This window comes from Streptomyces sp. NPDC127098, assembly GCF_042722465.1.
Lineage (GTDB): Bacteria > Actinomycetota > Actinomycetes > Streptomycetales > Streptomycetaceae > Streptomyces > Streptomyces millisiae.
The window spans coordinates 32,435-57,830 of record NZ_JBHXFJ010000027.1 but is presented as its reverse complement, the minus strand read 5'-3'; the positions used below and the strand labels follow the sequence as shown (position 1 = coordinate 57,830).

The 25,396-nt window shown below is 70.9% G+C and carries 19 protein-coding genes and 1 tRNA gene; 11 read left to right on the top strand and 9 right to left on the bottom strand.

Going from position 1 to position 25,396, the window contains the following annotated elements; translation table 11 throughout:
- Window position 1: 1 nt before the first annotated feature.
- From ACFWI8_RS18750 to ACFWI8_RS18730, 5 genes are all read right to left on the bottom strand, one after another.
- Window positions 2–889, bottom strand: coding sequence for an NADH-quinone oxidoreductase subunit H (locus ACFWI8_RS18750; protein WP_387092514.1), 888 nt, complete (start codon window positions 887–889; stop codon window positions 2–4).
- Window positions 882–1,997 carry a hypothetical protein gene (locus tag ACFWI8_RS18745; protein WP_387092512.1) on the bottom strand — a complete coding sequence of 372 codons (1,116 nt, stop codon included), beginning with the start codon at window positions 1,995–1,997 and terminating at the stop codon, window positions 882–884. The genes ACFWI8_RS18750 and ACFWI8_RS18745 overlap by 8 nt, the downstream gene beginning before the upstream one ends.
- Entirely contained in the window at window positions 1,994–2,344 is a 351-nt protein-coding gene (locus tag ACFWI8_RS18740) for an NADH-quinone oxidoreductase subunit A (RefSeq protein ID WP_387092509.1), read from the bottom strand. The genes ACFWI8_RS18745 and ACFWI8_RS18740 overlap by 4 nt, the downstream gene beginning before the upstream one ends.
- Before the next feature lie 50 nt (window positions 2,345–2,394).
- Complete coding sequence (gene phsA, locus ACFWI8_RS18735) at window positions 2,395–4,254, bottom strand: O-aminophenol oxidase PhsA (protein ID WP_387092506.1); 1,860 nt, start codon at window positions 4,252–4,254, stop codon at window positions 2,395–2,397.
- A gap of 234 nt (window positions 4,255–4,488) precedes the next feature.
- Window positions 4,489–4,899, bottom strand: a complete 411-nt coding sequence (locus ACFWI8_RS18730) for a hypothetical protein (RefSeq protein ID WP_387092504.1) — start codon at window positions 4,897–4,899, stop codon at window positions 4,489–4,491.
- 199 nt (window positions 4,900–5,098) lie between these two features.
- Here ACFWI8_RS18730 and ACFWI8_RS18725 point away from each other — a divergent pair, with 199 nt between their 5' ends.
- On the top strand, window positions 5,099–5,506 hold the full coding sequence (locus tag ACFWI8_RS18725) for a TIGR03618 family F420-dependent PPOX class oxidoreductase (protein WP_387092501.1): 408 nt from the start codon (window positions 5,099–5,101) through the stop codon (window positions 5,504–5,506).
- Window positions 5,507–5,633: 127 nt separating this feature from the next.
- The gene (locus ACFWI8_RS18720) at window positions 5,634–7,967 is read left to right on the top strand and encodes a beta-L-arabinofuranosidase domain-containing protein (protein WP_387092499.1); all 2,334 of its coding nucleotides are present in this window, start codon (window positions 5,634–5,636) and stop codon (window positions 7,965–7,967) included.
- 498 nt (window positions 7,968–8,465) lie between these two features.
- Here the strand turns inward: ACFWI8_RS18720 and ACFWI8_RS18715 are convergent, their stop codons facing one another.
- Complete coding sequence (locus ACFWI8_RS18715; RefSeq protein ID WP_387092497.1) at window positions 8,466–9,479, bottom strand: hydroxyacid dehydrogenase; 1,014 nt, start codon at window positions 9,477–9,479, stop codon at window positions 8,466–8,468.
- A gap of 124 nt (window positions 9,480–9,603) precedes the next feature.
- Window positions 9,604–10,698, bottom strand: a complete 1,095-nt coding sequence (locus tag ACFWI8_RS18710) for a LacI family DNA-binding transcriptional regulator (protein ID WP_387092494.1) — start codon at window positions 10,696–10,698, stop codon at window positions 9,604–9,606.
- A 395-nt stretch (window positions 10,699–11,093) separates the two neighbouring features.
- Between ACFWI8_RS18710 and ACFWI8_RS18705 the strand changes: the two genes are divergently transcribed.
- The 6 genes from ACFWI8_RS18705 (at window position 11,094) to ACFWI8_RS18680 (ending at window position 21,987) form a co-directional block, all read left to right on the top strand.
- Window positions 11,094–12,419 carry an ABC transporter substrate-binding protein gene (locus ACFWI8_RS18705; RefSeq protein ID WP_387092491.1) on the top strand — a complete coding sequence of 442 codons (1,326 nt, stop codon included), beginning with the start codon at window positions 11,094–11,096 and terminating at the stop codon, window positions 12,417–12,419.
- 10 nt (window positions 12,420–12,429) lie between these two features.
- On the top strand, window positions 12,430–13,368 hold the full coding sequence (locus ACFWI8_RS18700) for a carbohydrate ABC transporter permease (protein WP_387092488.1): 939 nt from the start codon (window positions 12,430–12,432) through the stop codon (window positions 13,366–13,368).
- On the top strand, window positions 13,365–14,324 hold the full coding sequence (locus tag ACFWI8_RS18695; RefSeq protein ID WP_387092485.1) for a carbohydrate ABC transporter permease: 960 nt from the start codon (window positions 13,365–13,367) through the stop codon (window positions 14,322–14,324). Before ACFWI8_RS18700 ends, ACFWI8_RS18695 begins: the two co-directional genes overlap by 4 nt.
- 248 nt (window positions 14,325–14,572) lie before the next feature.
- A complete protein-coding gene (locus tag ACFWI8_RS18690; protein WP_387092483.1) occupies window positions 14,573–17,947 on the top strand; it encodes a putative Ig domain-containing protein in 3,375 nt (1,124 codons plus the stop codon).
- Window positions 17,948–18,086: 139 nt separating this feature from the next.
- Window positions 18,087–19,727, top strand: a complete 1,641-nt coding sequence (locus ACFWI8_RS18685; protein ID WP_387092480.1) for an AbfB domain-containing protein — start codon at window positions 18,087–18,089, stop codon at window positions 19,725–19,727.
- Window positions 19,728–19,926: 199 nt separating this feature from the next.
- Window positions 19,927–21,987, top strand: coding sequence for a family 43 glycosylhydrolase (locus ACFWI8_RS18680; protein WP_387092477.1), 2,061 nt, complete (start codon window positions 19,927–19,929; stop codon window positions 21,985–21,987).
- A 117-nt stretch (window positions 21,988–22,104) separates the two neighbouring features.
- Here ACFWI8_RS18680 and ACFWI8_RS18675 read toward each other — a convergent pair whose 3' ends face one another.
- The gene (locus tag ACFWI8_RS18675) at window positions 22,105–22,314 is read right to left on the bottom strand and encodes a hypothetical protein (protein WP_387092474.1); all 210 of its coding nucleotides are present in this window, start codon (window positions 22,312–22,314) and stop codon (window positions 22,105–22,107) included.
- Window positions 22,315–22,372: 58 nt separating this feature from the next.
- A tRNA-Leu gene (locus tag ACFWI8_RS18670) sits at window positions 22,373–22,460 on the bottom strand.
- Between the two features lie 130 nt (window positions 22,461–22,590).
- On the opposite strand from ACFWI8_RS18670, the gene ACFWI8_RS18665 reads away from it, so the two are divergent.
- From ACFWI8_RS18665 to ACFWI8_RS18655, 3 genes are all read left to right on the top strand, one after another.
- A complete protein-coding gene (locus tag ACFWI8_RS18665) occupies window positions 22,591–23,961 on the top strand; it encodes a M20/M25/M40 family metallo-hydrolase (protein ID WP_387092471.1) in 1,371 nt (456 codons plus the stop codon).
- Between the two features lie 130 nt (window positions 23,962–24,091).
- Window positions 24,092–24,328, top strand: a complete 237-nt coding sequence (locus ACFWI8_RS18660) for a chaplin (protein WP_387092468.1) — start codon at window positions 24,092–24,094, stop codon at window positions 24,326–24,328.
- A gap of 147 nt (window positions 24,329–24,475) precedes the next feature.
- On the top strand, window positions 24,476–25,240 hold the full coding sequence (locus tag ACFWI8_RS18655) for a chaplin (RefSeq protein ID WP_387092466.1): 765 nt from the start codon (window positions 24,476–24,478) through the stop codon (window positions 25,238–25,240).
- Window positions 25,241–25,396: the final 156 nt, after the last annotated feature.

The window sequence follows — 25,396 nt, the reverse complement described above, 5'->3', positions numbered from 1 at the left end:
CTCAGCGCCCCAGCACGACGAAGGACACCCACAGCGCCTGAACCACCGCCAGCGGCGTCACCACCGTCCAGGCCACGGTGGTGAAGCGGTCCATCCGCACCGCCGGCAGCAGGCGCCGCAGCCACAGCAGCGCGCCCAGCACCGCCGCCGTCTTGACCAGCGTCCAGCACCAGGCGGGCAGCCACGGGCCGTGCCCGCCGCCCAGGAACAGCGGCACCGCCATCCCGGCCGCCACCACGAGCAGCAGCCACCGGCCACCGAGGAACAACAGCCGGTCCACGCCCCCCAACTCACCGGCCGCGCCGCCCGCCACGTCCCGCCCCACCGGCTGGTCGAAGGGCCCCACGAACGCCATCGCCACCGCGCTCAACAGGAAGACGGCGAACGCCACCGGCATCCACACCACGAACCACAGCCCGCGCTGCGCCTCCACCACCGCGCCCACCCGCAACGACCCGGCGCCGAGCGCCGCCGTGGTCAGGGCCAGCATGTGCGGCACCTCGTAGGCCAGCCCCTGCGCCAGGAACCGGTAGCCGCCGATCAGCGACAGCGCCGAGTTCGCCCCCCAGCCGGCCAGCCAGACCGCCGCCCAGGCCAACGCCCCCATGGCGTTGAACCACACCACACCCACCGCGAGGTCACTCACGGAACGGAAGCCGAACGGCAGCACCACGGCCGCCGCCACGGCGGCCACCGGCAACAGCACCGCGCCCAGCGTCCGCAGCCCCGCGTCGGCGGCCACCGTGTGCCGCCGCCGACGCGCCAACTCCCGCAGCGGCGCGGGACGACGCCCCGCCCCCGCCCCGGCCAGCGCCGCCGTGACCCCGGCCGCCAGCGCCAGCGCCGGCGGCAGCGCCACCGCCCACCACAGCGGGGCCGGCTCAGCCATGTCCCGACCCGACCGCCGCCCGGGACAGCTCGTCGAGGTCGGGATCGAGGCCGGCCACGACGAGCCTGGCCGCCGCGAACTCGGCCCCCATGAGCAGCCCGGGCAGCACGTCGAGCAGCGCCGCGGACGGCGGTCGCGGACCGTCCACCCGGCCGCGCGGCCCGACCGCGTCATCCGGCGACAGCACGCCGGGCGCGGCGAGCAGCCCGGCCGTCCGCTCGATCTCCGCCAGCCGGCGGCGGAACCGGTCGTAGGCGTCGCCACCCGGCGCCACCACCGGGCACGTGACGCCGGCCCCGGCGGCCTCGGCGGCCGACAACGGGCCGAGGCCCCGCAGCATCGAACGCGCCGTCAGGGACCGCTCGCCACGCCGCAGCAGCGTCCGCAGCCCACGCCGGACGGCGGCGGGGTCGGCCCCCGCGAGCAGCGTGTCCCGCAGCCGGCGCGCCAGGTGGGCGAGCTCCGGCCACCCGGCGACCCCGAGCAGCCGCGCCACGCTGTCCAGGTGCGCCGCGCACGACCGGCGCGCGGCCGCCGCGCGGTCGGTCGGCTCACCGCGCGCGGCCCGCAGCCAGGGCTCGTTCCAGAACGACAGCGGGCCGGCGCCCGCCGGGGGAGGAGCCACGGCGGCCGAGACCACCACGTCCCCCTGGAGCGCGAGACGCAGCACCAGACCGGCCGGCCAGTCCGGCAACGCGGGCCCGAGCGACAGCCGCAGCACGTCGAGCCGTAGCCCGTCCCGGTCGTCGCCCCGCTCGGCCAACGACAGACCGGCCACCGGTCCGCTGCGGCTCGCCCGGTCCCCGCCGGCCCGCAGCAGCTCGCGCCCGGCGCGCAGCTCCCGGGCCGCCCGCTCGGGCGCGGCCACGGTGACCCGGGCACGCGGCCCCGGCAGCAGCGCGTAGAGCTCGTCGAGCCACTCGGTCGAACCCGCCGCCGGTCGCCCGGCCACCACCAGCAGATCCGCCGCCGCGGGCCCTTCGGCCAGCGGCCACCCGGCGGCCCGCAGCTCCCGCTCCACCGCGAGCCTGCTGGGCGTGCCCCCGGGCAGCGGGACGAGCAGCACCGCGGGGCGGGCCGCCGCCCACCGTCGGACGGTGGCCGTCACGCCCACCGGAAGGCCCCCTCACGCCAGGCGTAGGCCACCCCGGCGAGCAGGATCCCCAGGAACACGAACATCTCGACGACCGCCGCCGCGCCGACCTCCGCCACCACGATCGCCCACGGGTACATGAAGAGGGCCTCCATGTCGAAGGCGAGGAAGACCATCGCCACCGCGTACCACCGCACATGGAAGCGGGACGCCGCGTGCTCCCGCGGGGCGAGCCCGCCCGCGAAGGCGCCCACCGGCACCGGCACCGCGGGGCCGGCCAGCCAGCGGCCGACCCCGTACAGCGCCGCCACCCCGGCGAGCGCCACGCCGAGCACCACGAACACCGGCAGCCATTCGCTCATGCCACCGATACTCGGGTGGCGCGCGCCCGGCCGCATCTCGGCGCGGGGCGTCAGTGGTCGCCGTGGTCCCCCCGGTGGTGGTCGAAGACCATCACCTCGGGCGGCACCACCGTGAAGGCCCGCATCATCCCCATGTCCTCGTGCTCCAGCAGGTGGCAGTGGTACATGAACCGGCCCTGCGCGCCCTCGTAGGGGCCGAGCACCCGCACCAGCTGGCCGGCCGGCACGGTGACCACGTCCTTCCACCCGCGCTCCCCGGGGGCCAGCGGGATCGCCGCGCCCGGGTCGGTGTCGAAGGCCACCGGCGCCCGCGTGCCGCCCAGGGCACGGTCGAAGCCCGTGGTGACGTACGGGTCACGCCCCATCAGCTGGAACGCCGTCAGGTGGATGTGCATCGGATGCGTGGGCCCGCCCAGGTTGAGGAAGGACCACTGCTCGTAGTCGCCGTGCTCGACCTTGAAGTTGAGGGTGTCGTCGTAGCGCCGGGCCACCCGCCGGTAGGTCGTGGTCTCGCCCTCGGCGTCGGTGAGCTGGATGACGCCGTCCGAGGGGATCTCGACCGACGCCGGGTCGACCTCCACCATCTCCCAGATCTCCGGGTGCCCCCCGCCGCCGACGGTGCCGGGCGGGGTCAGCACGACCAGGCGGTGCCCGTGCGGAGTGGCATGGGACAGCTCGCGGAAGGACGCCGAGATCACCTTCGGCAGGGTGAACCGGTCGCGCACCGGGCGGGCGTCCACCCGGAACTCCATCACCTGCGGGAACGGCACGTTCCCCGCCGGGTCGGCCTCACCCGGCGCCTCGCCCCCCACGTTGACCAGCCGCACCCGGCGGCCGCGCAGTGCGGCGAAGTCGATCAGCAGGTCCATCCGCTCGGCCGGGGCGATGGCCAGCCACGGCTGCGCCGCGTCGAAGTCCACCGGCACCGGCCTGGGCAGCAGCCCGGCGTCCGTGCCGATCTGCTTGATCGCGCCGCGCACCGGCTGCCCCGACTCGTCGACGAGCGCGAGCTGGAAGATCCTGGCGTTGGCCGCGTTCAGCAGGCGGAACCGGTACCAGCGCGGCTCCACCGCGAGGTGCGGCCACACCACCCCGTTGACCAGCGTGTAGGGCCCGGTGAACGGGATGGTGACCTGCTGGCCCGTCTCCGGGTCCGGGTTGGGCAGCCGCCCCACCTTGTGCAGCGGCTCGCCGGTGGGCCGGCCGTCCGCGTCGAGCGCGAAGTTCCGGTCGCTGAGCACCAGCGGGATCTCGTAGCGGCCGGCGGGCAGCCGCAGCGCCGCCTCCTCGTCGTCCCGGACCAGGTACATTCCGGCCAGGCCCGCGAAGACGTTCCACCGGGTGATGTGCATCGCGTGGTCGTGGTACCAGAGGGTCGCCGCCCGCTGGTCGTTCGGATACTCGGAGAGCTGCGCGTCGCCGAAGGACACCGCGTTCTCCGTCCAGCCGTCGTTGCCGCCGCCGGTCACCGCGCCGTGCAGGTGGGTGACCGACCAGCCGGGCAGGTCGGCGACCTCCTTGACCTCCTCGAAGCCGTCCCCCGTGCCGGGCACCGCGGTGGACGGCACGGTCACCCCGTCCTGCGGCACCGTGAGCGGCGCCGTCCCGGCCAGCACCGGGAACTCGCCGGTCAGCCGGTTGGTCCAGGCCACCCGGATCCGCTGGCCGCGCCGCACCTCGAAGGTCGGCCCCGGGTAGTGGCCGTCGTACGCCCAGACCAGGGTCGGCGCCATCTGCGAGTGCAGACGCACCCAGGCCGCCTCGAGCTCCACCGTGACCTCGGCGCCGTGCCCGCCGCGCCCCGGGCGCAGCACCGGTGGCACCCGCAGCGGGTCGAGAAACGGCGTGAGCCCCCCGAAGCGCTCCCCGTCCGTGCCGGATCTGTCGTTGGTCGTGTTGTCGTCAGTCACGTGCAGCCCCCCCGGGCTCCCCCATGCCGCCGACCGGACGGGCCGGCGGCGCCAACATACTGAGATCCATCATGCGGGGACCTCCCGGCGATAACGGGCGTTAACCGGCCAACCCGTCCGTGCACGCCGCGAACACGCGCCACACCCCCACCTCCGCCCAGACGGGGCGTTCGGGCGCGGAGAGATGGCCGAAAACACCCAGGCGCTTGAAGGATCGCGAGGGGGCGCGTCGCGTCAGCCGCGCGCCGTGGCGCCGCCGAGCCCGGCCGCCCGGCTGTTGATCTCGTCGATCGCCTGCTGCGCCTGCTCCCGCGGCGAACGCCCGGCCAACTGGGAGACCGAGGCCGTCGCCTGGGGCGGGCGCTGTGCCTGCACCTGCGCCTGTGCCGGCGCCGGTGGCTGAGCCTGCGCCTGGCCCTGGGTCGGGTCCGCGGCCGGCCTGGCGTGCGCGGCGGTCCTGGCCCGCAACCGGTGGCTGGCCGCCTCGTCCAGGCTCACCGGCCGCTGCGCCTGGGCGGCGAGCCGCCCGGCCTCGGCACCGAGCGCGGCCACATCCTCCCAGCTCAGCCGCAGCACCAGGCGCAGCTCCGCCTCACCGCTCGGCAGGGCCTGGATGGGAAGGTTGCTGCTGACGGAGTCACTCACGACTGGTCCTCTCGGTCCACGGGCGCGCCGGCCGCTCATCGGGGTCACCGGATGACACGGAGGCCCGCCCGGTTCCGTTCAATCCGCGCCTGGCCGCCGCCCGCGCTGTGGCGGAAAGAGCACCCCGGACATGACCTAGGCCGAAGGTCCGACCGTCCGGCCGAGGCCGGACGGCGGGTGATGCGAGTGAGATGGTCGGATGAACGAGCTACCGCCGCCGCCCGACACCGCCGTCCTGGACCGTCTGGCGCGGGACCGGAACGTCTGGCTGTGCACGCTGCGCCCCGACGGATCGCCACACGTGACGCCCGTGTGGTTCGTGTTCCTGCGCGACAGGTGGTGGATCGGGACCGACGACGGGGCCGTGAAGCTCCGCAACGTCCGCCGCGACCCGCGGGTGTCGCTCGCGCTGGAGGACGGCTGGGCGCCGGTCGTGGCCGAGGGCGAGGCGCGGGTCCACGAGGGCCGGTTCCCCGCCGACGTCGTCGCCGCGTTCGCCGCCAAGTACGACGGCTGGGACGTCACCGCCCCCTACCGCGCGGGCGCCGGCCGGGCGCTGCTGGAAGTGCCGGTCCGCCGTTGGCTGCTGGCCGGCACGGCCCGGTGACGCGGGCTATTGACATGCCCCTGGCCCGACCCTATCTTCTGTTCGATTTACGGGTCGGCGTTCGACATGTCGAACGCCGCCGGATCGGTTCGGCACGGCACTTTCCTCCGCCACGGAAGGGTGCGAGATGTCCTCATCAGTCAGTCGGCGCCGGTTACTCAAAGCCGCCGGTGTCGCGGCCGTCACCTCCGCCGCCGGGACCGCCGTCGGCGCCCCGCCCGCCCGGGCGGCGACCGCCCCGGCCCGCGCCGAGATCGGGGTGTCCGCTCACCCCTTCGAGCTCGGCCGGGTCCGACTGACCGCCAGCCGATGGCTGGACAACGAGAACCGCACCCGGGCCTACCTGCGGTTCGTCGACGTCGACCGGCTGCTGTACAACTTCCGGGCCAACCACCGCCTGTCCACCAACGGCGCCGCACCCGGCGGCGGCTGGGACGCGCCGACGTTCCCGTTTCGCACGCACGTACAGGGCCACTTCCTCACCGCATGGGCGCAGGCCTACGCCGTGACCGGCGACACCACCTGCCGCGACAAGGCCGAGCGCATGGTCGCGGAGCTGGCCAGGTGCCAGGCGAACAACGGGACCGCCGGCTTCAACAGCGGCTATCTCTCGGGCTTCCCCGAGTCCGAGTTCACCGCCCTGGAGAACCGCACGCTCACCAACGGCAACGTGCCGTACTACGCGATCCACAAGACCCTGGCCGGCCTCCTCGACGTCTGGCGCCACCTGGGCAGCACCCAGGCGCGCGACGTGCTCCTGGCGCTCGCGGGCTGGGTCGACTGGCGCACCGGCCGGCTGACCGCCCAGCAGATGCAGACCATGCTCGGCACCGAGTTCGGCGGCATGACGGCCGTCCTGACCGACATCCACCTACAGACCGGCGACGCGCGCTGGCTCACCGCCGCCAGGCGGTTCGACCACGCCGCCGTCCTCGACCCGCTGGCCGCCGGCCAGGACCGGCTGAACGGGCTGCACGCCAACACCCAGGTGCCCAAGTGGATCGGCGCTGCCCGCGAGTACAAGGCCACCGGCACCACCCGCTACCGGGACATCGCCACCAACGCCTGGAACATCTGCGTCGACGCGCACACCTACGTCATCGGCGGCAACAGCCAGGCCGAGCACTTCCGCCCGCCCAACGCCATCGCCGGCTTCCTCGCCCGGGACACCTGCGAGAGCTGCAACACCTTCAACATGCTCGCCCTCACCCGCGAGCTGTACACCCTGGATCCGAGCCGCGCCGCGCTGTTCGACTACTACGAGCGGGCCTGGCTGAACCAGATGATCGGCCAGCAGAACCCGGCCGACCCCCACGGCCACGTCACCTACTTCACCCCCCTCAACCCCGGCGGCCGCCGCGGCGTGGGGCCGGCCTGGGGCGGCGGCACCTGGAGCACCGACTACGACAGCTTCTGGTGCTGCCAGGGCACGGGTCTTGAGATGCACACCAGGCTGATGGACTCGATCTACTTCCACGGCTTCGGTGGCGACACCACCACGCTGACCGTCAACCTGTTCGTCCCCTCGGTGCTCGACTGGTCGCAGCGCGGCATCACGGTCACCCAGACCACCACGTACCCGGTCGGCGACACCACGAGCCTGCGGGTCACCGGCGACGTCGGCGGCACCTGGACCATGCGCGTCCGCGTCCCCGGCTGGACCACCGGAGCCACCGTCAGCGTCAACGGCACGCCGCAGAACATCGCCACCCCACCCGGCGGCTACGCCACCCTGACCCGCGCCTGGACCTCCGGCGACACCGTCACCGTCCGCCTGCCCATGCGGGTCGCCCTGCGCCCCGCCAACGACAACCCCAACGTCGCCGCGATCACCTACGGCCCGGTGGTGCTCTCCGGCAACTACGGCAACACCAGCCTCGCCGCTCTCCCCACCCTGAACCCCTCCTCGATCACCAGGACCGGCACCGGCTCGCTCGCCTTCACCGCCACCGCCAACGGCTCGACCGTCAACCTGGGCCCGTTCCACGACGCGCACGGCCACAACTACACCGTCTACTGGAACACCGGCGGCCAGGGCGGCGACACCGTCCGCCTCGTCAACGTGGCCAGCGGCCTCGTGCTCGGGATCCAGGACATGTCCACGGCCGACGGCGGCCGCGCCCTCCAGTGGCACGACTCGGGCACCGCCGACCACGACTGGGAGCTGGTCCCGGACGGCACCGCGGTCCGGCTCCGTAACGCCCACAGCGGCAAGGTGCTTGGCGTCCAGGACATGTCGACGGCGGACAACGCGACCGTCCTGCAGTGGGCCGACAACGGCACCGCCGACCACCGGTGGACGCTGCTCGACCAGGGAGACGGCACGTACCGGATCCGCAACGAGCACAGCGGCAAGCTGCTCGGCATCCAGAACAACTCCACCGCGGTCGGCGCGTTCGCCGTCCAGGCCCCGGACGACGGCAGCGCCGACAACCGCTGGCGCCTCGCGCGCGACGCCTAGCACGCCCAGGACGGCCAAACGCGGAGAGGCCGCCCGCAGGGCGACCGTGTGACGATCAGCGGTGCGGGTGATGGTGCCCGCGGCGTGAGCACCATCGCCTTGACGGCGTTCCGCTTGCTCCTGCCCGAGGTGAACGCGCCCCGGCCCGCGGCTCCTGGCTGGTGACACCGGAACACTCACGGCCCTGGCCGGGACCGTTGAGTGGCCGCGGTCCGGACGGACAACGCCGACGCGACCATGCGGACGGCCAAAGACCTGGGGACCAATATGACTCCGCCGGACTCACCGGCGGTGCTGCTGGCTGGGGGCGCGCACCGGGACCCAGCGCTGCTGGTCATCGACCAACGGGATGCGGTCAGCGCCTACAGCGGGAGGACGACAGTGTCTGACGGATCGCCGCACGCTTCGCCTCCACCGCGTGCCCGGCGTGTGGTGGCCGCCGCTCGCCGGCCACCGGGTCCAGCGCCGCCCGCGTCGCGCCGCCGACCCTGGGTCCGGTCAGGCGACGCGGTGGAAGTCGCCGTGGTCGACCCGGTACCGCAGGGCATGCCCCGCCAACAGCCGTTCCAGCTCCTCGACGGCGATCAGGCCCAGGCGGCGCAGCTCGTTGCCGTGGGAGCCGGCGATGTGCGGAGTGAGCAGCACGTTCGGCAGTTCGTACAGGGGTGAGGATGCCGGCAGCGGCTCGGGTTCGGTGACGTCCAGGACGGCCGACAAGCGCCCGGAGACGAGTTCGGCGGCGAGCGCGTCGTGGTCGATGAGGCTGCCGCGCGCGGTGTTGACCAGGACCGCGCCGTCGCGCATCGAAGCCAACCCGGCGCGGTCGATCAGGTGGTGCGTCGCGGGGGTGGCGGGGGCGTGGACGCTGACGATGTCGCTGGTCGCGAGCAGCGTCGTCAGCGGGACCTGCCGCACACCCAACCGCGCCGCCTCGGCCCGGTCCACGTACGGATCGTGGAGCAGTACCTGGAAGTCGAACGGCCGCAGCAACTCGATGACCCGCCGGCCGATCTTGGAGGCACCGACGAGACCGACACGGCGGCCGACATTCCCGATGTCCGGGTGGATCTCGCCCAGGACGAAGCCACGCTCGGCCCGTAGGCGCTCGCGCAGTTCGAACACTCCCTTGCCCGCGAGCAGGATCATGCCGAGTGTGTACTCCGCCACCGGCAGCGCGTTCGCGGCGGCGGCGGAGGAGACCAGCACCCCCCTCTCCCAGCCCTCCGGCGGCAGCAGGTGCTTGACCGAGCCACCGGTGTGGAGCACCGCGCGTAGCTTGGGTGCGGCGTCGAGGACGTCCACGGAGAGCGGCGGGCAGCCCCAGCCGGTGATCAGCACTTCCGTGTCGGCCAGCAGCCGCCGGGCAGCGGCGGCGGCCGGAGGCCGCAGGTCGATGACGGTGCCCGCGTCGATGTCGACGAGGGCGGTGAGCCGCGCCATGACCTCCGGCGGGAAGAGCAGCGGGAGGTAACGGGACTCCAGGGCGAACAGCACCGAGGGGCGCTCAGGCATAGGGCGGAAGCCCCTTCCGATCGTGTAGAAATCGTTCTCTAGAGTAGGTGTGTGCCTTGCTCGGGTCAATCGGCCCCGGGGCGGGCTTCGGGGCGGGCTTCGCGGGGTGGAGGGAGCGAAAAGCTCAGGCCGTGCGGGCCGGCGGCGGGGGCGCGACGGAGTCGCGGACCACGACGTGGGTACCGAGCAGCACATGGTCCGCAGGTGCGCCCCGGCCGTCGCCCCGGCGGTCGAGCGCGAGCCGGACCGCGGTGCGGCCCATCTCCTCGTACGGAACGTGCACGGTGGTCAGCTGCGGCCAGAGGTCTGTGGCCAGCGGCACGTCGTCGTACCCGACGAGCGAGACGTCTCCAGGCACCCGAAGGCCGGCCTCGGTCAGGGCCCGCAGCGCGCCGGCCGCGACGACGTCGGTGAGGGCGAAGACGCCGGTGAAGTCGCGCGCGGCGGCCAGCCGTTCCCGCATCCGCAGGTACGCGTCGCCGCGGTCGAAGGCGGCCTCGACGACCAGGTCCTCCTCGTACGGGACGCCGTAGTCGGTCAGCGCCCTGCGGTAGCCGGCGAAGCGCTGGGCGCTGGTGGTGAGCGCGACGTCGCCGCCGAACAGCAGGACGCGGCGGTGCCCGGCCGCCAGCAGTCGGCTGGTGACGGCGTACGCACCGCCTTCGTTGTCGTACTCCACGACCGTCACGGGCACGCCCTCGCCCAGCGGCGGGCGGCCGCACAGCACCAGTCGGGAGCCTGCCCGGTCAAGGGAGCGCGCGGTCTCAGCCATCCGCTGCCGGTACGCCTCGTCGTCCACGACGCTTCCGATGATGATGACCACCTCTGCCCCCTGCTGGCGCATGAGGTTCAGGGCCCGCAGCTCCCGGCCGGGGTCGCCGCCGCTGACGCACAGCAGGCACAGTCGGCCCCGGCGCGACGCTTCCTCCTCGATGCCGTGCGCGAACTGTGCGAACGCCTCGCCCCGCACGTCCCTCAGGATGAACGCCACGGTCCCCGCGCCATGCCCGCGCAGTGCGCGGGCATGGGTGTTGGCGACGTAGTCCAGCTCGCGCAGCGCCTTCTCCACCCGTCGCCTGGTGCCCAGCGCGACCGGATAGTCACCGGCGATGACGCGGGAGACGGTCGGCACCGAGACCCCGGCCCGATGGGCGACGTCCTTCAACGTGGCGCGCCGACGGGGCGCGCTGTCCGGCCCCTCGGGGAGATCGTTTGTCACGGGCCCAGCGTAACGAGGGGAGGACGGCACCACTACCGTCACCTGACGGCGGCAACGGGCCCTCAGCGGACGGCACGTCGTGCCGGTCGGCGAGGTCGCTGACCGCCATCGCACCCACCTGGACGCTCCACGCGAACGGCGTGACCAGCCGCACCGCGAACCACACGGCTCCGCGTCCGCCGAGGCGAACGCCGTCACCACCCCGGTCACGGCATCTGCCGGTACTGCGACAAGTCGCGCGAGCGGTCGTCAAGGATGGAAAGCCTTTGTCCAGGCGGTTGACGCGACCCACCCCCTCGCCTAACTTGCTCGACCAGACACGCGACAGAAAACGATAACTAGGGCCGAAGGTAGCAGCGCCTGTCTAACGGCCCATCATCTTCCCGGAGTGTCCTATGCAGCCCGCGAGAATCACGCTGGCGTCCGCGGTCGCCGTCACGCTGTCCCTGCTGGCGACGGCGTGTGGCGGCGGCGAAGAGGGCGACCAGGGCGACGGCCCGGTCGTCATCGAGATGTGGTCCTGGAACGAGGAACGCCTCATGCGGCCGGTCGTCGACGAGTTCAACGCCACCCACGACGACATCCAGCTCAGGCTCGTGACGCAGGTAGACCTCCCCGGCGCCGCCGCCAACCTCCGCAACGCCGTCGCCTCCGGCGAGGACATCCCCTGCCTGGTGCAGAGCGTCGGCGAGGTGCCCGCCCTCACCTCCGAGGGCCTGCTGACCGACGTCACCGACGCGCTCCAGCCCTACCTCGACGACGGCCTCTTCAACGAGGCGGCGCTGCCCGGCGCCATGGTCGGCGACCGCTACTACGGCGTGCCCTCCGGCTTCAACCCCAGCTTCATGATGATCAACCGCGCCGTGTACGACGAGCACGGCATCGAGGTCCCCACCACCTGGGACGAGTTCATCGCGGCGGGCGAGGAGTTGCGCCCGCACGGCGCCTACGTCATGAACTTCGCCGCCGAGGACCCCTCCACCCTCGTCAACCTGGTGCAGCAGGCCGGTGGCTCGTGGTACGAGATCGAGGGCGACGCCTGGCGCGTCGACTTCCTCTCCGAGGAGTCCCGCAGGGCCGCCGACATCGTGCAGCAGCTCATCGACAAGGACCTGGTCGCCCACCAGACCTACCTCGACCGGCCCGCGCTGATCGAGTACTTCGACTCGGGCCAGATGGTCTCCCTGCCGACCTCTACCTGGCAGCTGACCAAGTACGAGATCGACTTCCAGAACACGATCGGCGACTGGCAGCCCATCGACCTGCCGCAGTTCTCGGACGCCGAGGAGTTCGTCACGCCCGCGCACGGCGGCGCCGAGCTCGTGCCCGAGGGCTGCGAGCACGTGGAGGAGGCGGTCGAGGTCTCCGTCTGGAAGGCCACGAACGAGGAGGCGATCAACGCCACCCTCGATCCGATGACCGGCATGTACACCTGGCCGGGCGCCGTTCCCGACCCGTCCCCGTGGGTCGACTCCGCCGTCCCCGAACGCCTCTTCGGCGACCGCCGTGACGAGGCAGGCGACGTGATCATGAGGGCGGTCGAGGCCGGCCGGGACCCGTGGGTGGTCGGGCCCAACTACACCGGCGTCTTCGCCGAGTTGCAGGACCAGTGGGCCAGGGCCGTCAGCGGCGAGATCACCATGGTGGAGCTGCTGGAGCGGATGCAGGACTTCACGGTGGAGGATCTGCGCTCCAAGAACATCAACGTCGTCGGAAGCTGAGGCTCAAGCCGTGGCCGCTTCCGTCGATCAGCGAAAGTCGCCCTCCAGCTGGTTGCCGCGCTGGCACCGGCTGGTGGCGCTCAAGGGCGCGTCGTTCACCCTGCCGTTCTTTCTCGGATTCGTCGTCTTCACCGTCGTACCCCTGGCGATGGCGCTGCGGGAGAGCTTCTACCGGGAGCAGGGCTCGGGGCTCGGCTTCGGCGAGAAGACGGTGGAGTTCGTCGGCCTCGACAACTTCATCGAGGGATTCCAGGACGGCCGGTTCTGGGCGTCGATGCTGCGGGTGGCGCTGTTCGCGCTGGTCTGCATTCCCGCGATCCAGATCCTCAGCGTGCTCCTGGCGCTGCTGCTCGACGCCGCCACGCGGCGCGCCGCGAACTTCTTCCGGCTGCCCCTGCTCATTCCCTACATGATTCCAGGAATCGTCGCCACGCTGATCTGGGTCTACGTCTACAGCCCGGACGTCGGCCCGCTCACGCCGATGTTCGACGCCGTCGGCATCGACGCCAACTTCTACAGCGGCGAGATGATCTGGGTCTCGATCGGGAATCTCATGGCGTGGGGCGCGATCGGCTTCAACATGCTGATCATCTACGCCTCGCTGCGGTCGGTTCCCCGTGAGATCTACGACAGCGCGTACGTCGACGGTGCGTCGGAATGGCGTGTCGCGTGGTCGATCAAGATTCCGATGGTCCGCCGCGTACTGGTGCTCACCACGGTGCTGGCCATCATCGGAACGCTCCAGATCTTCAGCGACCCCGTGGTGTTCCGCTCGATGACCCCGGAGACGGTCACCCGCGACTTCACGCCGATCATGGCCATCTACGACTGGGCCTTCGCGCAGGGCGAGTTCAACTACGCCGCCGCCCTGTCGATCATCCTGGCCCTCGTGGTGGGCTCCGTCTCGGCCCTCTTCTACCGGCTCACGAACAAGGCGCCCACCTCATGACCTCCGCCACGCACCCGACGGCCACCCAGCCCGAGCCGGCCACACCATCGACCGGACGGCCGGGGAACCCCCCCGTCCGCCGCCGCACCATGCGCGGCACCGCGGCGGACGGGGCCCGGACCACCCGGCGGACCCGGGCCCTGATCATCACGGGCCTGGCCCTGTTCACCCTCTACTCCCTGGCCCCCGTCTGGTGGCTGGTCGTCTCCGCGACCAAGTCGCAGCGGGACCTCTACACCTCGAACGGCATGTGGTTCGCCGAGTTCAACCTCTTGCAGAACCTCGAAGATCTCTTCACCCACCAGGACGGGATCTTCGTGACATGGATGTGGAACACACTCTTCTACGGCATCGTCGGCACGGCGGGCATGACACTGATCTCCGTCGCCTGCGGATACGGCCTGGCGATGTACAGCTTCCGGGGACGCGGCTTCCTGATGGGCTGCATCATCGGCTCCTTCCTCGTCCCCGGCGCACTGCTCACCATTCCCTCCTTCCTGCTCTACACCGACCTGCGCCTCATCGACACTCCGACCGCGATCATTGTCCCCAGCTTCTTCAACGCCTTCTCGGTCTACCTCGCCAAGGTGTACGCCGAGGGAGCCATTCCCCACGAGCTGCTGGAGGCGGCCCGCCTCGACGGCGCGGGCGAGTATCGCATCTTCTTCCAGATCGGCGCTCGCCTGATGTCCACGGGTGCGGCCACCATCTTCCTGCTCGGATTCGTCGGGATGTGGAATTCCTTCTTCGGCCCCCTCGTCTTCCTGCGCAGCAGCGAGAAGTGGACCGTCATGCTCGGCCTCTACTCCTGGCTGAAGGTGAAGCAGGACCAGACAGTCGACCTGACCGGCATGGTGGTGGTCGGCTCGATCATCTCCCTCATCCCGATGGTGGTGCTGATGCTCTCGATGCAACGCTTCTGGCGCACGGGGGTCAGTCTCGGCAGCCTCAAGTGACCGGGGACGCCCGCTGGCGGGCGTCCGCCCTCACCCCGCATGACCTCGTACGCCTCACGAACGTCCGTGGCCTCCGGCAGCTCGGCCTGTGGTGGCTTTCAAAAACGTCAAGCCCGCACCGCGGCCGCGGCATCACGTAATCCCTACACGTGCTCATACGCTCCACTTCAACGAAGAAGGTGCCTTTTGTGGATCAGAATGCTGCCGCCACAGGCGGCCGGGGCCGACGATTCCGAGCGTTCACCGCAGTGCTCCTGCTTGTCACCGGACTCCTCTTCGCGGTAGACCGGCAAGCCACCGGGCAGGAACCCGGCACGTGCGACGTGACGATCCAGTCGACCGTCAGCGAGCAGGGGTTCGTCCACCCTGGCGTCGGCCTGACCGAGCCGATCCTGGAGAACGCGCGCCAGCAGATCGCCGCGGGCGCTGAGCCGTGGACCTCCTCGTTCGAGGCCATGAGGCGGTCCGCCGCGGCCGGCGAGAACGTGAGGTCCTCCAACGCCGGGTCCGACCCGACCAGGCCCGCCTCCGACGCGTTCAACGCGGGCATGAAGGGGCGTTTCGTCTCCGACGGCCTGAAGGCCTACACGCAGGCGGTCATGTACGTGCTCACCGGGAAGGAGGTCCACCGCGCGAATGCCCTGGGGATCCTCCGCATCTGGGCGCAGATGGACCCCGCCAAGTACGAGTACCACGCCGACTCGCACATCTACACCGGCGTCCCGCTCTTCCGCATGGTCGCCGCCGCCGAGCTGTTGCGCTACTCCAGCTGCGGCGCGGACGAGGCCAACCCGTGGACCGAGGCCGACACCCAGGCCCTCACGGAGAACCTCATCGTGCCGTCCATCGAGACGTTCATGTCCTCTCCGGACCATTTCATGAACCAGCACAACTACCCGCTGATGGGCTCCATGGCCGGGGCGATCTTCATGGACGACACCGCCCTGTACGAGGAGAAGGTCGAGTGGTTCACCGTCAACTCGACTGCCAAGGACGAGGGCTTCAACGGTTCCATCGCGCGGCTGCTCCGCTGGGTCGACAGGAACGACAGGACCGGCGAGCCGATCGACGACCCGCACGTGCAGCATGTCGAGATGGGCCGCGACCAGGCGCACGGCGGCGGCGATCTCACGAACTTCGCGGTCCTGGCCCGCATGCTGCTCGCCCAGGACACGCAGGTGGACCCGGTCGACGGCACGGTCTCGACCGCCGAGGACGCGGTGGGGCCCTACGAGTTCCTGGACGACCGCATTCTGGATGCCGCCGACTACTTCTGGCAGTTCATGCAGGGCTACGACACCGAGTGGACGCCGGTCGGCTACGCGATCTCGCCGGACGGCACGATCCGCGACACCTACAACCACATCGCCGACGGCTACCGCGGCCGGTACGCGACCGCGAGCTTCTGGGAGATCTATTACTACTACAAGTTCACGCTCGGCAGGGACGTCGAGGCGATGGCGCCCTACTTCGCCGAGGCCTACGCCAAACGCCCCGGCCCGCTGTACTTCCGCGGCGGAACGGTGAACAACTCCTGGGATGGCAGTGACGGCGGCGGTGACTCGTGGCTGTTCGCGCCCGCCGAGGCGGCCGGGGAGTCGGTCCCGCCGCTGGGCGACAACCCCAACCTCCTTGAGGTCGAGGACCGCTACACGCACCTGGCCGGGGACGTCGAGACCGGCGACGGCTACGTGCGCATGGCCGACGGCGCGAAGATCGCCTACCTCAGCGGCCAGGCCAACCGCCCGCGGCTCGGCTTCCTCGTCCGCACCGAAGGTGAGGCCGTGATGCACCTGCGCACCCCCAGAAACGGCCAAACCATCAACCGCGACTACCCCGTGATCGTGCCGGACACCGGCGGCCAATGGCGCTATGTCACGGTCGACGGACCCATGGACGACATCCTGTTCATCGAGGCCGAAGGCGCCGCCGTCGACATCGACCACATCAACATCAACGCCGAAGCCGAGCTCACCGGGCCGGTCTTTCCCGAGGACGCGGCCGACCGGATCGTCGGCTGGGCCGGCGCCGACGTCACCGCCGACCTCGCCGCGACCGCCGCCGAGGGCACGACCCACACCGCGACCGGGCTCCCCGACGGCGCCGAACTCGACCCGGACACCGGCACCCTGACCTGGACTCCGGCCGAGGCCGGCTCCTGGACGGTCACTGTCGCCGCCGACGACGGCACCAACGCCGCCGCCCGCCACGTCACCCTGACCGCCGCAGCCGCCCGCAGGGGTGCCTTGGCGCTCGCCGAGGACGGGTACAACCGCCGGACCAGGTACGAGTCCGCGACCGAGGCCGCCTACACCGACGTCGACGACACAGCCCGGGATCTGCGCAATCACGGCTCCGACGCCGAGTACCTGGCAGCGCTGGCCGACCTGGTCGCCGCCGTCGACGGGCTGCGCCTGCTCTCGCCGACGACCGATCTGGACGGCAGCCTCGACTACCCGGGGCTCGTCGCCTCCTCCACCACCGGAGACCGTGTCGTGAACATGGTCGATGGCGACGAACAGACCGGCACCGTATACCCCCAGGCCGTCAACATGTCGCACACCTTCGACTTCGGCCCCGACTTCACAGTCTCGGCCACGGAGTTCGGATTCCAGAGCAACATCTTCGCCGACCGCCTCGCCAACTCGACGGTGTTCGGATCCAACGACGGCACCAACTGGACCCGGCTCACCCCGGGGGTCACGGAGTTCACCCAGGACTTCAACACCCTGGACGTCGCCGAGGACCTCCAGGACGACCGGTTCCGGTACATCAAGGTCCAGATGCTCGAACAGCAGCCGGACGTCCTCTACGGGATCGTGCGGGGCGTGTTCGAGATGACCGAGTTCCACATCTACGGCGAACGCCACGAGAGCGGCAACCTGATCGAGGCGACCTCGATCGCCTCCGACCAGGCCGTCGGGGGCAGGATCGCGATGGGCGACACCGTCGAGGTCTCCGTCACCGCGAAGGAGCCGCTCGACTCTCTCACCGTCGACGTGATGGGCACATCGGCGGCGGCCACGTCGGACGACGGCGTCACCTGGAATGCCTCGGTCGGCCTCGACGACGTCGAGGCCGACCCGGTCACCCTCACGGTCGACTACACCGGCTCCGACGGCAGGGCCGGACCGACCTTCTACGGCACCACCGACGGTTCGAAGCTCTACCTCACGGACCCCGCACGACTCATCGACGTGGCCGGGCTGGCCACCGTCACCGCCTCCGACAAGCAGTGGCCGGGCAACGGACTGGGCGCCGACGAGGTCGGCTACCTGATCTTCGACGGCGACCCCAACACATACGCCGACCTGAACACCGGACCAGGCGCGTACTACGACATCGATTTCGGCGCGGACGCGGCCGTGCGGCCCGAGCTGGTGCTGACGCTGCCGCGCGCCAGCCACCCGCAGCGGGCCAACGGCACGGTCCTGCGGGGGTCGAACGACGGCCAGACCTGGACCAACCTCACCCAGCCGCTCACCGGGGCCGCCGCGAACGGCTGGAGCTACCAGTCCGCCTCGGGCGAAGGCCCCTACCGGTATCTGAGGATCTACAACGCCGCGAACTGGAGCGGCAACCTCTCCGAGGTCGAGATCTACGGCGACATCGTCGACGCGTAGCTGCGCACGACCGAGGAATCCGTCAGCGCTCATGAGCGCTGACGGATTCCTCGCCTCAGCCGTGCAGAGAACCTTTTCTGTCACTCTGGAACGCCGGTCTGTCACTCATCGCATCTCCCGACGACGTAGAGGAGCACCCGTGACACCCCCCACCCCCCTGACCCGGAGGAATCTCCTCAGAGCCGGCGCCGCGATGGGCGCCGGAACCGCACTGCTCCTCACCGCGACGCCCACCGCCCTCGCGGCCTTCACCCATCCCGGTGCGCTCCACACCCAGGCCGACTTCGACCGCACGCGGGCGAAGGTGGATGCGGACGCGCAGCCCTGGAAGGCGGGCTGGGACCGGCTCGTCGCCAACACGCATTCCCACCCCGGCTGGACGCCCAACCCGCAGGAGACGATCATCCGCGGCGGCAGCGGCGCGCAGAACTACCACATCCTCTACAACGACATCCACGCGGCGTACCAGAACGCGCTGCGCTGGAAGATCACCGGCACGACCGCCCACGCCGACACCGCCCGGGACATCTGCAACGCATGGTCGGCGACACTGAAGCGCCTCGACCCCACGTACTCGGAATCCCGCCTCGCGTCAGGCATCTACGGGTACCAGTTCGCCAACGTCGGCGAGCTGATGCGCGGCTACCCCGGATTCGACCTGGCCCGGTTCCAGACCATGATGGTTAACGTTTTCTATCCCCTGAACAGCGACTTCCTGGTCCGGCACAACGGCACCTGCAGCAGCCACTACTGGGCCAACTGGGACCTGTGCAACATGGTCTCGATCATGGCCATCGGGATCCTCTGTGACGACCAGGCCAAGTTCAACGAGGCGGTGGACTACTTCCACAACGGCGCGGGCAACGGCTCCCTTGCCCACGCGATTCCCTTCCTCCACGGCAGCGACCTGGCGCAGTGGCAGGAGAGTGGCCGCGACCAGGCGCACAGCCTGATGGGCATCGGGTTGATGGGCACCCTCTGCGAGATGGCCTGGAACCAGGGCGTCGATCTCTACGGCGCCGACAACAGCCGTTTCCGCAAGGCGTGCGAGTACGTCGCCCGGTACAACCTCGGCTACGACGTGCCGTACACCACCTACAACAACTGCGACAACGTGAACCAGACCGTCATCTCCACCGGCGGCCGTGGCCAGGTGCGCCCGGTCTGGGAGCGGGTCTACCACCACTACGCCGTCAGGCGCGGCATGGCCATGCCGAACACCGGCGACATGGTGGCCCGTGTCAGGCCCGAGGGAGGTGGCGGAGACTACGGCCCGAACAGCGGCGGCTTCGACGAACTCGGCTTCGGCACGCTGACCCACGCCCGGGAGTCCGGCACGGCCACCCTGCCGGCCGGCGCCCGCTCCCTTCAGTCGGTGAACTACCCCACCCGCTACATCCGCCACCAGAGCTACCTCGGCTACCTCCATGAAGTGACCGCCGCCAGCACCACCCAGGTCAAGCAGGACGCCACCTTCACGATCATCCCCGGCCTGGCGGCCCCCAACGGCTACTCCCTGCGCGCCGGCAACGGCCAGTACCTGCGCCACTACGACTTCCGCGTCCGCCTCGCCGCCGACGACGGCACGGCGGCCTTCCGCTCGGACGCCACCTTCATCCCACGCCCCGGCACCGCCAGCGGCAGCGTCCGCCTGGAGTCCGTCAACTACCCAGGCCGCTTCCTGCGCCACCGCGACAACGAGCTGTGGCTCCACTCCTACGACGCCACCCAACTCTTCAGCGACGACAGCTCCTTCCGAGTCGTCAGCCCTTGGGCCTGAGCCTTCGCGCCGGCGGCGGCTTGCCGGCACTCGGCTCCGCGGGCTCTCGTACGCCGCGGGCCATGCCGTCTCGTTCGCCGTCAGGCGGCCAAGGAGGCGGCCGAGCGCGAACGCCTCACGGCGGAAGTCCTGCTACGCCGGGTGCTCGTCGATCGTGAGTACCTGTCACATGTCATGACTCCTCACCAAGGACAGAATCGTGGACATCACCAGACGACAGCTCGGCCGGGTCGCCGCGGTCGGCACCGGGTCCCTCCTGCTGCCGGGCCTGCTGCCATCGAGCACGGCGGCGGCAGCCACCCCTCCGGATGGCACGTGGGGCGACCAGGGCGACGGCACCTACGTCAACCCCGTCATCCCGGCCGACCTCAGCGACTGGGACTGCGTCCGGGTCGGCGCCGACTACTACGGCATCACCAGCACGTTCGGGTACTCGCCCGGCATGGCTGTCCTGCACTCGAAGGACCTGGTCAACTGGCGGACGCTCGGCGGGACGGTCGACGATGTCACGCGAATCGGACCCGAGCTGAACTGGGACCGTATGAACCGCTACGGCCGTGGTGTGTGGGCCGGGGCCATCCGCCACCACGCGGGGCGGTACTGGGTGTACTTCAACACGCCCGACGAAGGCTTCTTCATGACGTCGGCCCCGTCGCCGACCGGGCCGTGGGAGCCATTGCACGCGCTCTGGCGGACCGCCGGCTGGAACGACGTGTGCCCGTTCTGGGACGACGACGGCCAGGGCTACCTGGTCACCACACACTTCGCGGACGCTTACAAGGTGCACCTGTACAAGCTGTCCGAGGACGGGAAATCGCTGGTCGGCCCGTCCACGGTCATCCACCAGTCGCGGGGCAGCGAGGCCAACAAGCTATACAAGATCGACGGTGTCTACTACCACCTCTTCAGCGAGGTGAAGTCCGAGGGCCGGGTGCTCATGATGAACCGCGGCTCCAGCCTCTACGGCCCCTTCGAGACCAGGCAACTGCTGCACGTCAACGCCTCGGTGGACCGCGAGCCCAACCAGGGCGGACTGGTGCAGGCTCCCAACGGCGCTTGGCACTTCGTGACCCACCACGGCCATGGCAGCTGGGAGGGGCGCGTGTTGTCCCTGCTGCCGGTGACATGGGTGGACGGCTGGCCGATCCTGGGATCGGTGGGTGCGGACGGCATCGGCACCATGGTGTGGACGGGCCAGGTGCCTGCCGGCGGCACACCAGGCGCGCCGGTTGACGCGCTGCCCCCCGTGGTGACCAGCGACTTGTTCACCGACACCCGCCTCAAGCCGCAGTGGGAGTGGCACTACCAGCCGTGCGCGGACCGGTGGTCGTTGACTGAACGCCCCGGCTACCTGCGGTTGAAGGCGTTCGCACCGCTGGCGGCCGACAACCTGACCAAGGCCGGGAACACGCTCACCCAGCGGGTGCTGCGCCCGGCGGGCGGCGCGACGGTGACGGTCCGCCTCGAACTGGTCGGCCTCGGCGACGGACAGCACGCCGGGCTGTGTCACTTCGCGGCGACCTACGCCGGGTTGGGTGTCCGGCGCTCCGGGACCACCACCACGATCGCGCACAACGTCGGGGGCAGCCTCGTCCACGGTCCGGCGATCACAGAGAACACCGTGTGGCTGCGCACCTCGTGGGACGTGAACGGGGTCAGCCGCTTCTCCTACAGCCTCGACGGGAGCACGTTCACCGCGTTCGGTGGCACCTACCAGCTCACATGGGGCGGTTACCGCGGTGACCGGGTCGGCATCTACACCTACAACCCGAACGGCACCGGCCACGTCGACGTGGAGTCGGTGCGGTACACCATCGCACCCGCCAGGGCCTACACGTGTGTCAGCGAGCACAGTGGCAAGGTCGCCGACGTCTCCGGTGCGTCGAACGCGGACGGCGCCGCCGTGATCCAGTGGCCCGACACCGGCAAACCGAACCAGCACTGGACCTTCCAGACCACCGGGGACGGCTATCACACCATCATGTGCGACGGCAGCGGCAAGGTGCTCGACGTGGCGGGGTCTTCGCGGGCGGACGGCGCGCGGGTCGTGCAGGCGACCGCCGACGGCCGGGCGAGCCAGCAGTGGCAGTTGCGCCCGCAGGCCGGTGGCGGGTTTCTCGTCGTCAACCGCAACAGCGGCAAGGTGCTCGATGTCGGCGGAGGTGGTTCGGCCGACGGTGCAGCGCTGATCCAGTACCGTGACAGCGGCGGCTCCAACCAGCGATGGACCTTCCACCGTGTCACCGGCCAGGGCCCCTGAAGGATCCCTGGCGGCTGAAAGCGGGAGACCTGGACGCGCCACGGCCCAGTCCACGATCTGCTGGACGCGGTCCAGCCAGGCCCGAGCCGTCCCGCTTGGCCTTTGCGACGCGGGCGATCACGTTGTCGCGGATCTCGGCGACAAGGTGACGGTCCGCTGGCGCACGGACTCCCGAGCCAGCGAGATCAACAATGATCTGGACGCAGGGGAAAACCCGGTCGAGGTCGCGGCGAAGAGGCTCGCGACCGCCAGCGCGGACCGGATCGGGTTGTCCACCGTCGCCGCCTGACGAGCAAGATCACTTCCGTTGTTCACGCGGTTGTTCATCCGGGGTCTCCGAGCGCCCCCTGACAACAGAAAAACCCCAGTCAACTGGGGTTCCTGCTGGTGTCCGAGGGGGGACTTGAACCCCCACGCCCTTAAACGGGCACTAGCACCTCAAGCTAGCGCGTCTGCCATTCCGCCACCCGGACAGGGTGTGTGTCGACCGGAGTCCCGGTGTGTCCGGCGACAAGGGAAACCATAGCAAAGTCCAGGGGGTCGTTGATCTCCACGGGCTTCGGAGGGTGGCCGGCCTTGGGCTGGTCGCGGGGTGGGGGGAGGATGGGGAGACCCATCGCAGGAGGAGGCAGTGTGAGCCAGTCGACCCCCACCCCGGGCCGTGCCGGAGGCGGACAGCGTGCTGAGGACGAGGTCGTCGGCATCTGCCGTGACCTGATCCGGATCGACACCAGTAACTACGGGGACCACTCGGGCCCCGGCGAGCGGGCCGCGGCCGAGTACGTGGCCGAGCAACTGGCCGAGGTCGGCCTCGAGCCGCGGATCTTCGAGTCGCACCCCGGCCGGGCCTCGACGGTGGCGCGGATCGAGGGGGAGGACCCGTCCCGGCCCGCGCTGCTCATCCACGGCCACACCGACGTGGTGCCGGCCAACGCGGCCGACTGGACGCACCACCCGTTCTCCGGCGAGATCGCGGACGGCTGCGTCTGGGGTCGCGGCGCCGTCGACATGAAGGACATGGACGCCATGACGCTGGCCGTGGTGCGCGACCGGATGCGCTCCGGCCGCAAGCCGCCGCGCGACGTGGTGGTGGCCTTCCTGGCCGACGAGGAGGCCGGCGGCGTACACGGCGCGCGGTACCTGGTCGACAACCACCGGGGGCTGTTCGAGGGCGTCACCGAGGCGATCAGCGAGGTCGGCGGCTTCTCGTTCACTGTCAACGAGAACCTGCGGCTCTACCTGATCGAGACGGCCGAGAAGGGCATGCACTGGATGCGGCTCACGGTCGACGGCACCGCGGGCCACGGTTCCATGACCAACGACGACAACGCCATCACCGAGCTGTGCGAGGCGGTGGCGCGACTCGGCCGGCACAAGTTCCCGGTCCGGGTGACCAAGACCGTGCGCTCCTTCCTCGACGAGCTGTCGGACGCCCTGGGCACCGAGCTCGACCCGGAGAACATGGACGAGACGCTGGCCAAGCTCGGCGGCATCGCCAAGATCATCGGCGCCACGCTGCAGAACACGGCCGCGCCGACCCAGCTGGGCGCGGGGTACAAGGTCAACGTCATCCCGGGACAGGCGACCGCGCACGTGGACGGCCGGTTCCTGCCGGGCTTCGAGGAGGAGTTCCTCGCGGACGTCGACCGCATCCTCGGGCCGCGGGTGCGGCGCGAGGACGTGCACTCGGACAAGGCGGTGGAGACCAGCTTCGACGGTGCCCTGGTCGAGGCGATGCAGTCCGCGCTGGTGGCCGAGGACCCCGTCGCGCGGGCCGTGCCGTACATGCTGTCCGGCGGCACCGACGCCAAGTCGTTCGACGACCTGGGCATCCGCTGCTTCGGCTTCGCGCCGCTGAAGCTGCCCCCGGAGCTGGACTTCGCGGGAATGTTCCACGGGGTGGACGAGCGGGTGCCGGTCGACGGGCTGAAGTTCGGTGCCCGGGTGCTCGACCGCTTCCTCGACCAGTGCTGACGAGCGGACGCGAGTACGAAACTCATCCGAGTGGGTGAAAGATCTCGAGGCTGAGTGCCCATGATCGGGGGTCCTCGTTACAACCTGTGCGGTGCCCGGCAGGGGCCGCGTTGTCAACGAGGAGGAAATAATGATCAAGAAGGTTGTCGCCACGGCGGCTGCCGCCAGCGGCCTTGCGCTTGCGGGTGCGGGGGTCGCCACGGCGGCCGACGCCGACGCGGCCGCCGCGGCGCTCGGCTCCCCCGGCGTGATCTCCGGGAACAACATTCAGGTGCCGATCAACGTGCCGATTCAGGTCTGTGGCAACACGATTGACATCATTGCCCTCCTGAACCCGGCCTTCGGCAACTTCTGCGCCATCAAGTGACGCTTCGCCCCACCCTTTGAGGGCTCGGTCGGGCGGTTCCTGACAGCGTGCCCAGCACGCCGGGGCCGCCCGGTCGCACTTCGGCCGTGGGTGCCCTCATCCCCCCACCCCGCGGCCCATCTCACGACGAGGCAGGGGAAGTTACAGATGCGTCAGGTCACGAGGAAGGGCCTGCTCACCGTGGTGGCCGCCGGCGGGGTCTTCGCGATCTCGGGCGGCACCGCGTTCGCGGACTCCGACGCCGCGGGAGCGGCCGTCGGCTCGCCGGGTGTCCTGTCCGGCAACAACGTCCAGGTTCCGGTCAACGCGCCGATCCAGGTCTGCGGCAACACGGTCAACGTGGTCGGCGTGCTCAACCCGGCGTTCGGCAACGGGTGCGTGTCCGAGAGCGGTTCGCACGCCGGCCAGGGCGGCCACGGCGCCCAGCAGGGCGACGACGGGGCGGAGGCCGGGGCGGTGGCGGTCGACTCGCCGGGCGTCGGCTCCGGCAACAACGTCGAGGTCCCGGTTGACGTGCCGGTCCAGGCCTGTGGCAACAGCGTGGACGTGGTCGGCGTGCTCAACCCGGTCTTCGGCAACGAGTGCGAGCAGGGCGACGGCCCCGAGCGGCCGCGTGGTCCCGAGGAGCCGGAGCAGCCGGGTCCCGAGCGTCCCGGGGACCGGGAGCCGGAGCCCGAGGCGCCCGAGGGGCACGACCCGGTGGCGGGCGACCCCGAGGACGAGTCGGGGCCGCGGCCCGCGGGCTCGGTCGCCGAGGCCCCGGCCGAGGAGGAGGCCGCGGAGCCGACGGACGGCGAGCTGGCGGAGACCGGCAGCGAGCTGCCGCTCGGCGCCGTTCTGGCGGTCGGCGGCGGGCTGCTGGTCGGCGGTTCGGTGCTCTACCGGCGGGCCCGGGTGGGCAGCCAGGGCTGAGCGTCGGCCCTCAGGGGCCGGAGAGCCCCAGGGAGTGGGGGGCCGGGCCGGCCCCGGGCCCCCACCCCCGGTGGGGGTGAGGGGGGGGTGCGTCCCGATAGAAGGTGGCGCGGGGGTGGGGGTGTATACCGCCGGGCCGGCCCCCCCCGCCGCGGG

Bases quoted from the DNA above. Each gene is read 5' to 3' on its own strand.
- ACFWI8_RS18750 (WP_387092514.1), bottom strand. From the start codon at position 889: ATGGCTGAGCCGGCCCCGCTGTGGTGGGCGGTGGCGCTGCCGCCGGCG.
- ACFWI8_RS18740 (WP_387092509.1), bottom strand. From the start codon at position 2,344: ATGAGCGAATGGCTGCCGGTGTTCGTGGTGCTCGGCGTGGCGCTCGCC.
- ACFWI8_RS18725 (WP_387092501.1), top strand. From the start codon at position 5,099: ATGAACGAGCTACCGCCGCCGCCCGACACCGCCGTCCTGGACCGTCTG.
- ACFWI8_RS18720 (WP_387092499.1), top strand. From the start codon at position 5,634: ATGTCCTCATCAGTCAGTCGGCGCCGGTTACTCAAAGCCGCCGGTGTC.
- ACFWI8_RS18715 (WP_387092497.1), bottom strand. From the start codon at position 9,479: ATGCCTGAGCGCCCCTCGGTGCTGTTCGCCCTGGAGTCCCGTTACCTC.
- ACFWI8_RS18705 (WP_387092491.1), top strand. From the start codon at position 11,094: ATGCAGCCCGCGAGAATCACGCTGGCGTCCGCGGTCGCCGTCACGCTG.
- ACFWI8_RS18695 (WP_387092485.1), top strand. From the start codon at position 13,365: ATGACCTCCGCCACGCACCCGACGGCCACCCAGCCCGAGCCGGCCACA.
- ACFWI8_RS18675 (WP_387092474.1), bottom strand. From the start codon at position 22,314: ATGAACAACCGCGTGAACAACGGAAGTGATCTTGCTCGTCAGGCGGCG.
- ACFWI8_RS18665 (WP_387092471.1), top strand. From the start codon at position 22,591: ATGGGGAGACCCATCGCAGGAGGAGGCAGTGTGAGCCAGTCGACCCCC.
- ACFWI8_RS18660 (WP_387092468.1), top strand. From the start codon at position 24,092: ATGATCAAGAAGGTTGTCGCCACGGCGGCTGCCGCCAGCGGCCTTGCG.
- ACFWI8_RS18655 (WP_387092466.1), top strand. From the start codon at position 24,476: ATGCGTCAGGTCACGAGGAAGGGCCTGCTCACCGTGGTGGCCGCCGGC.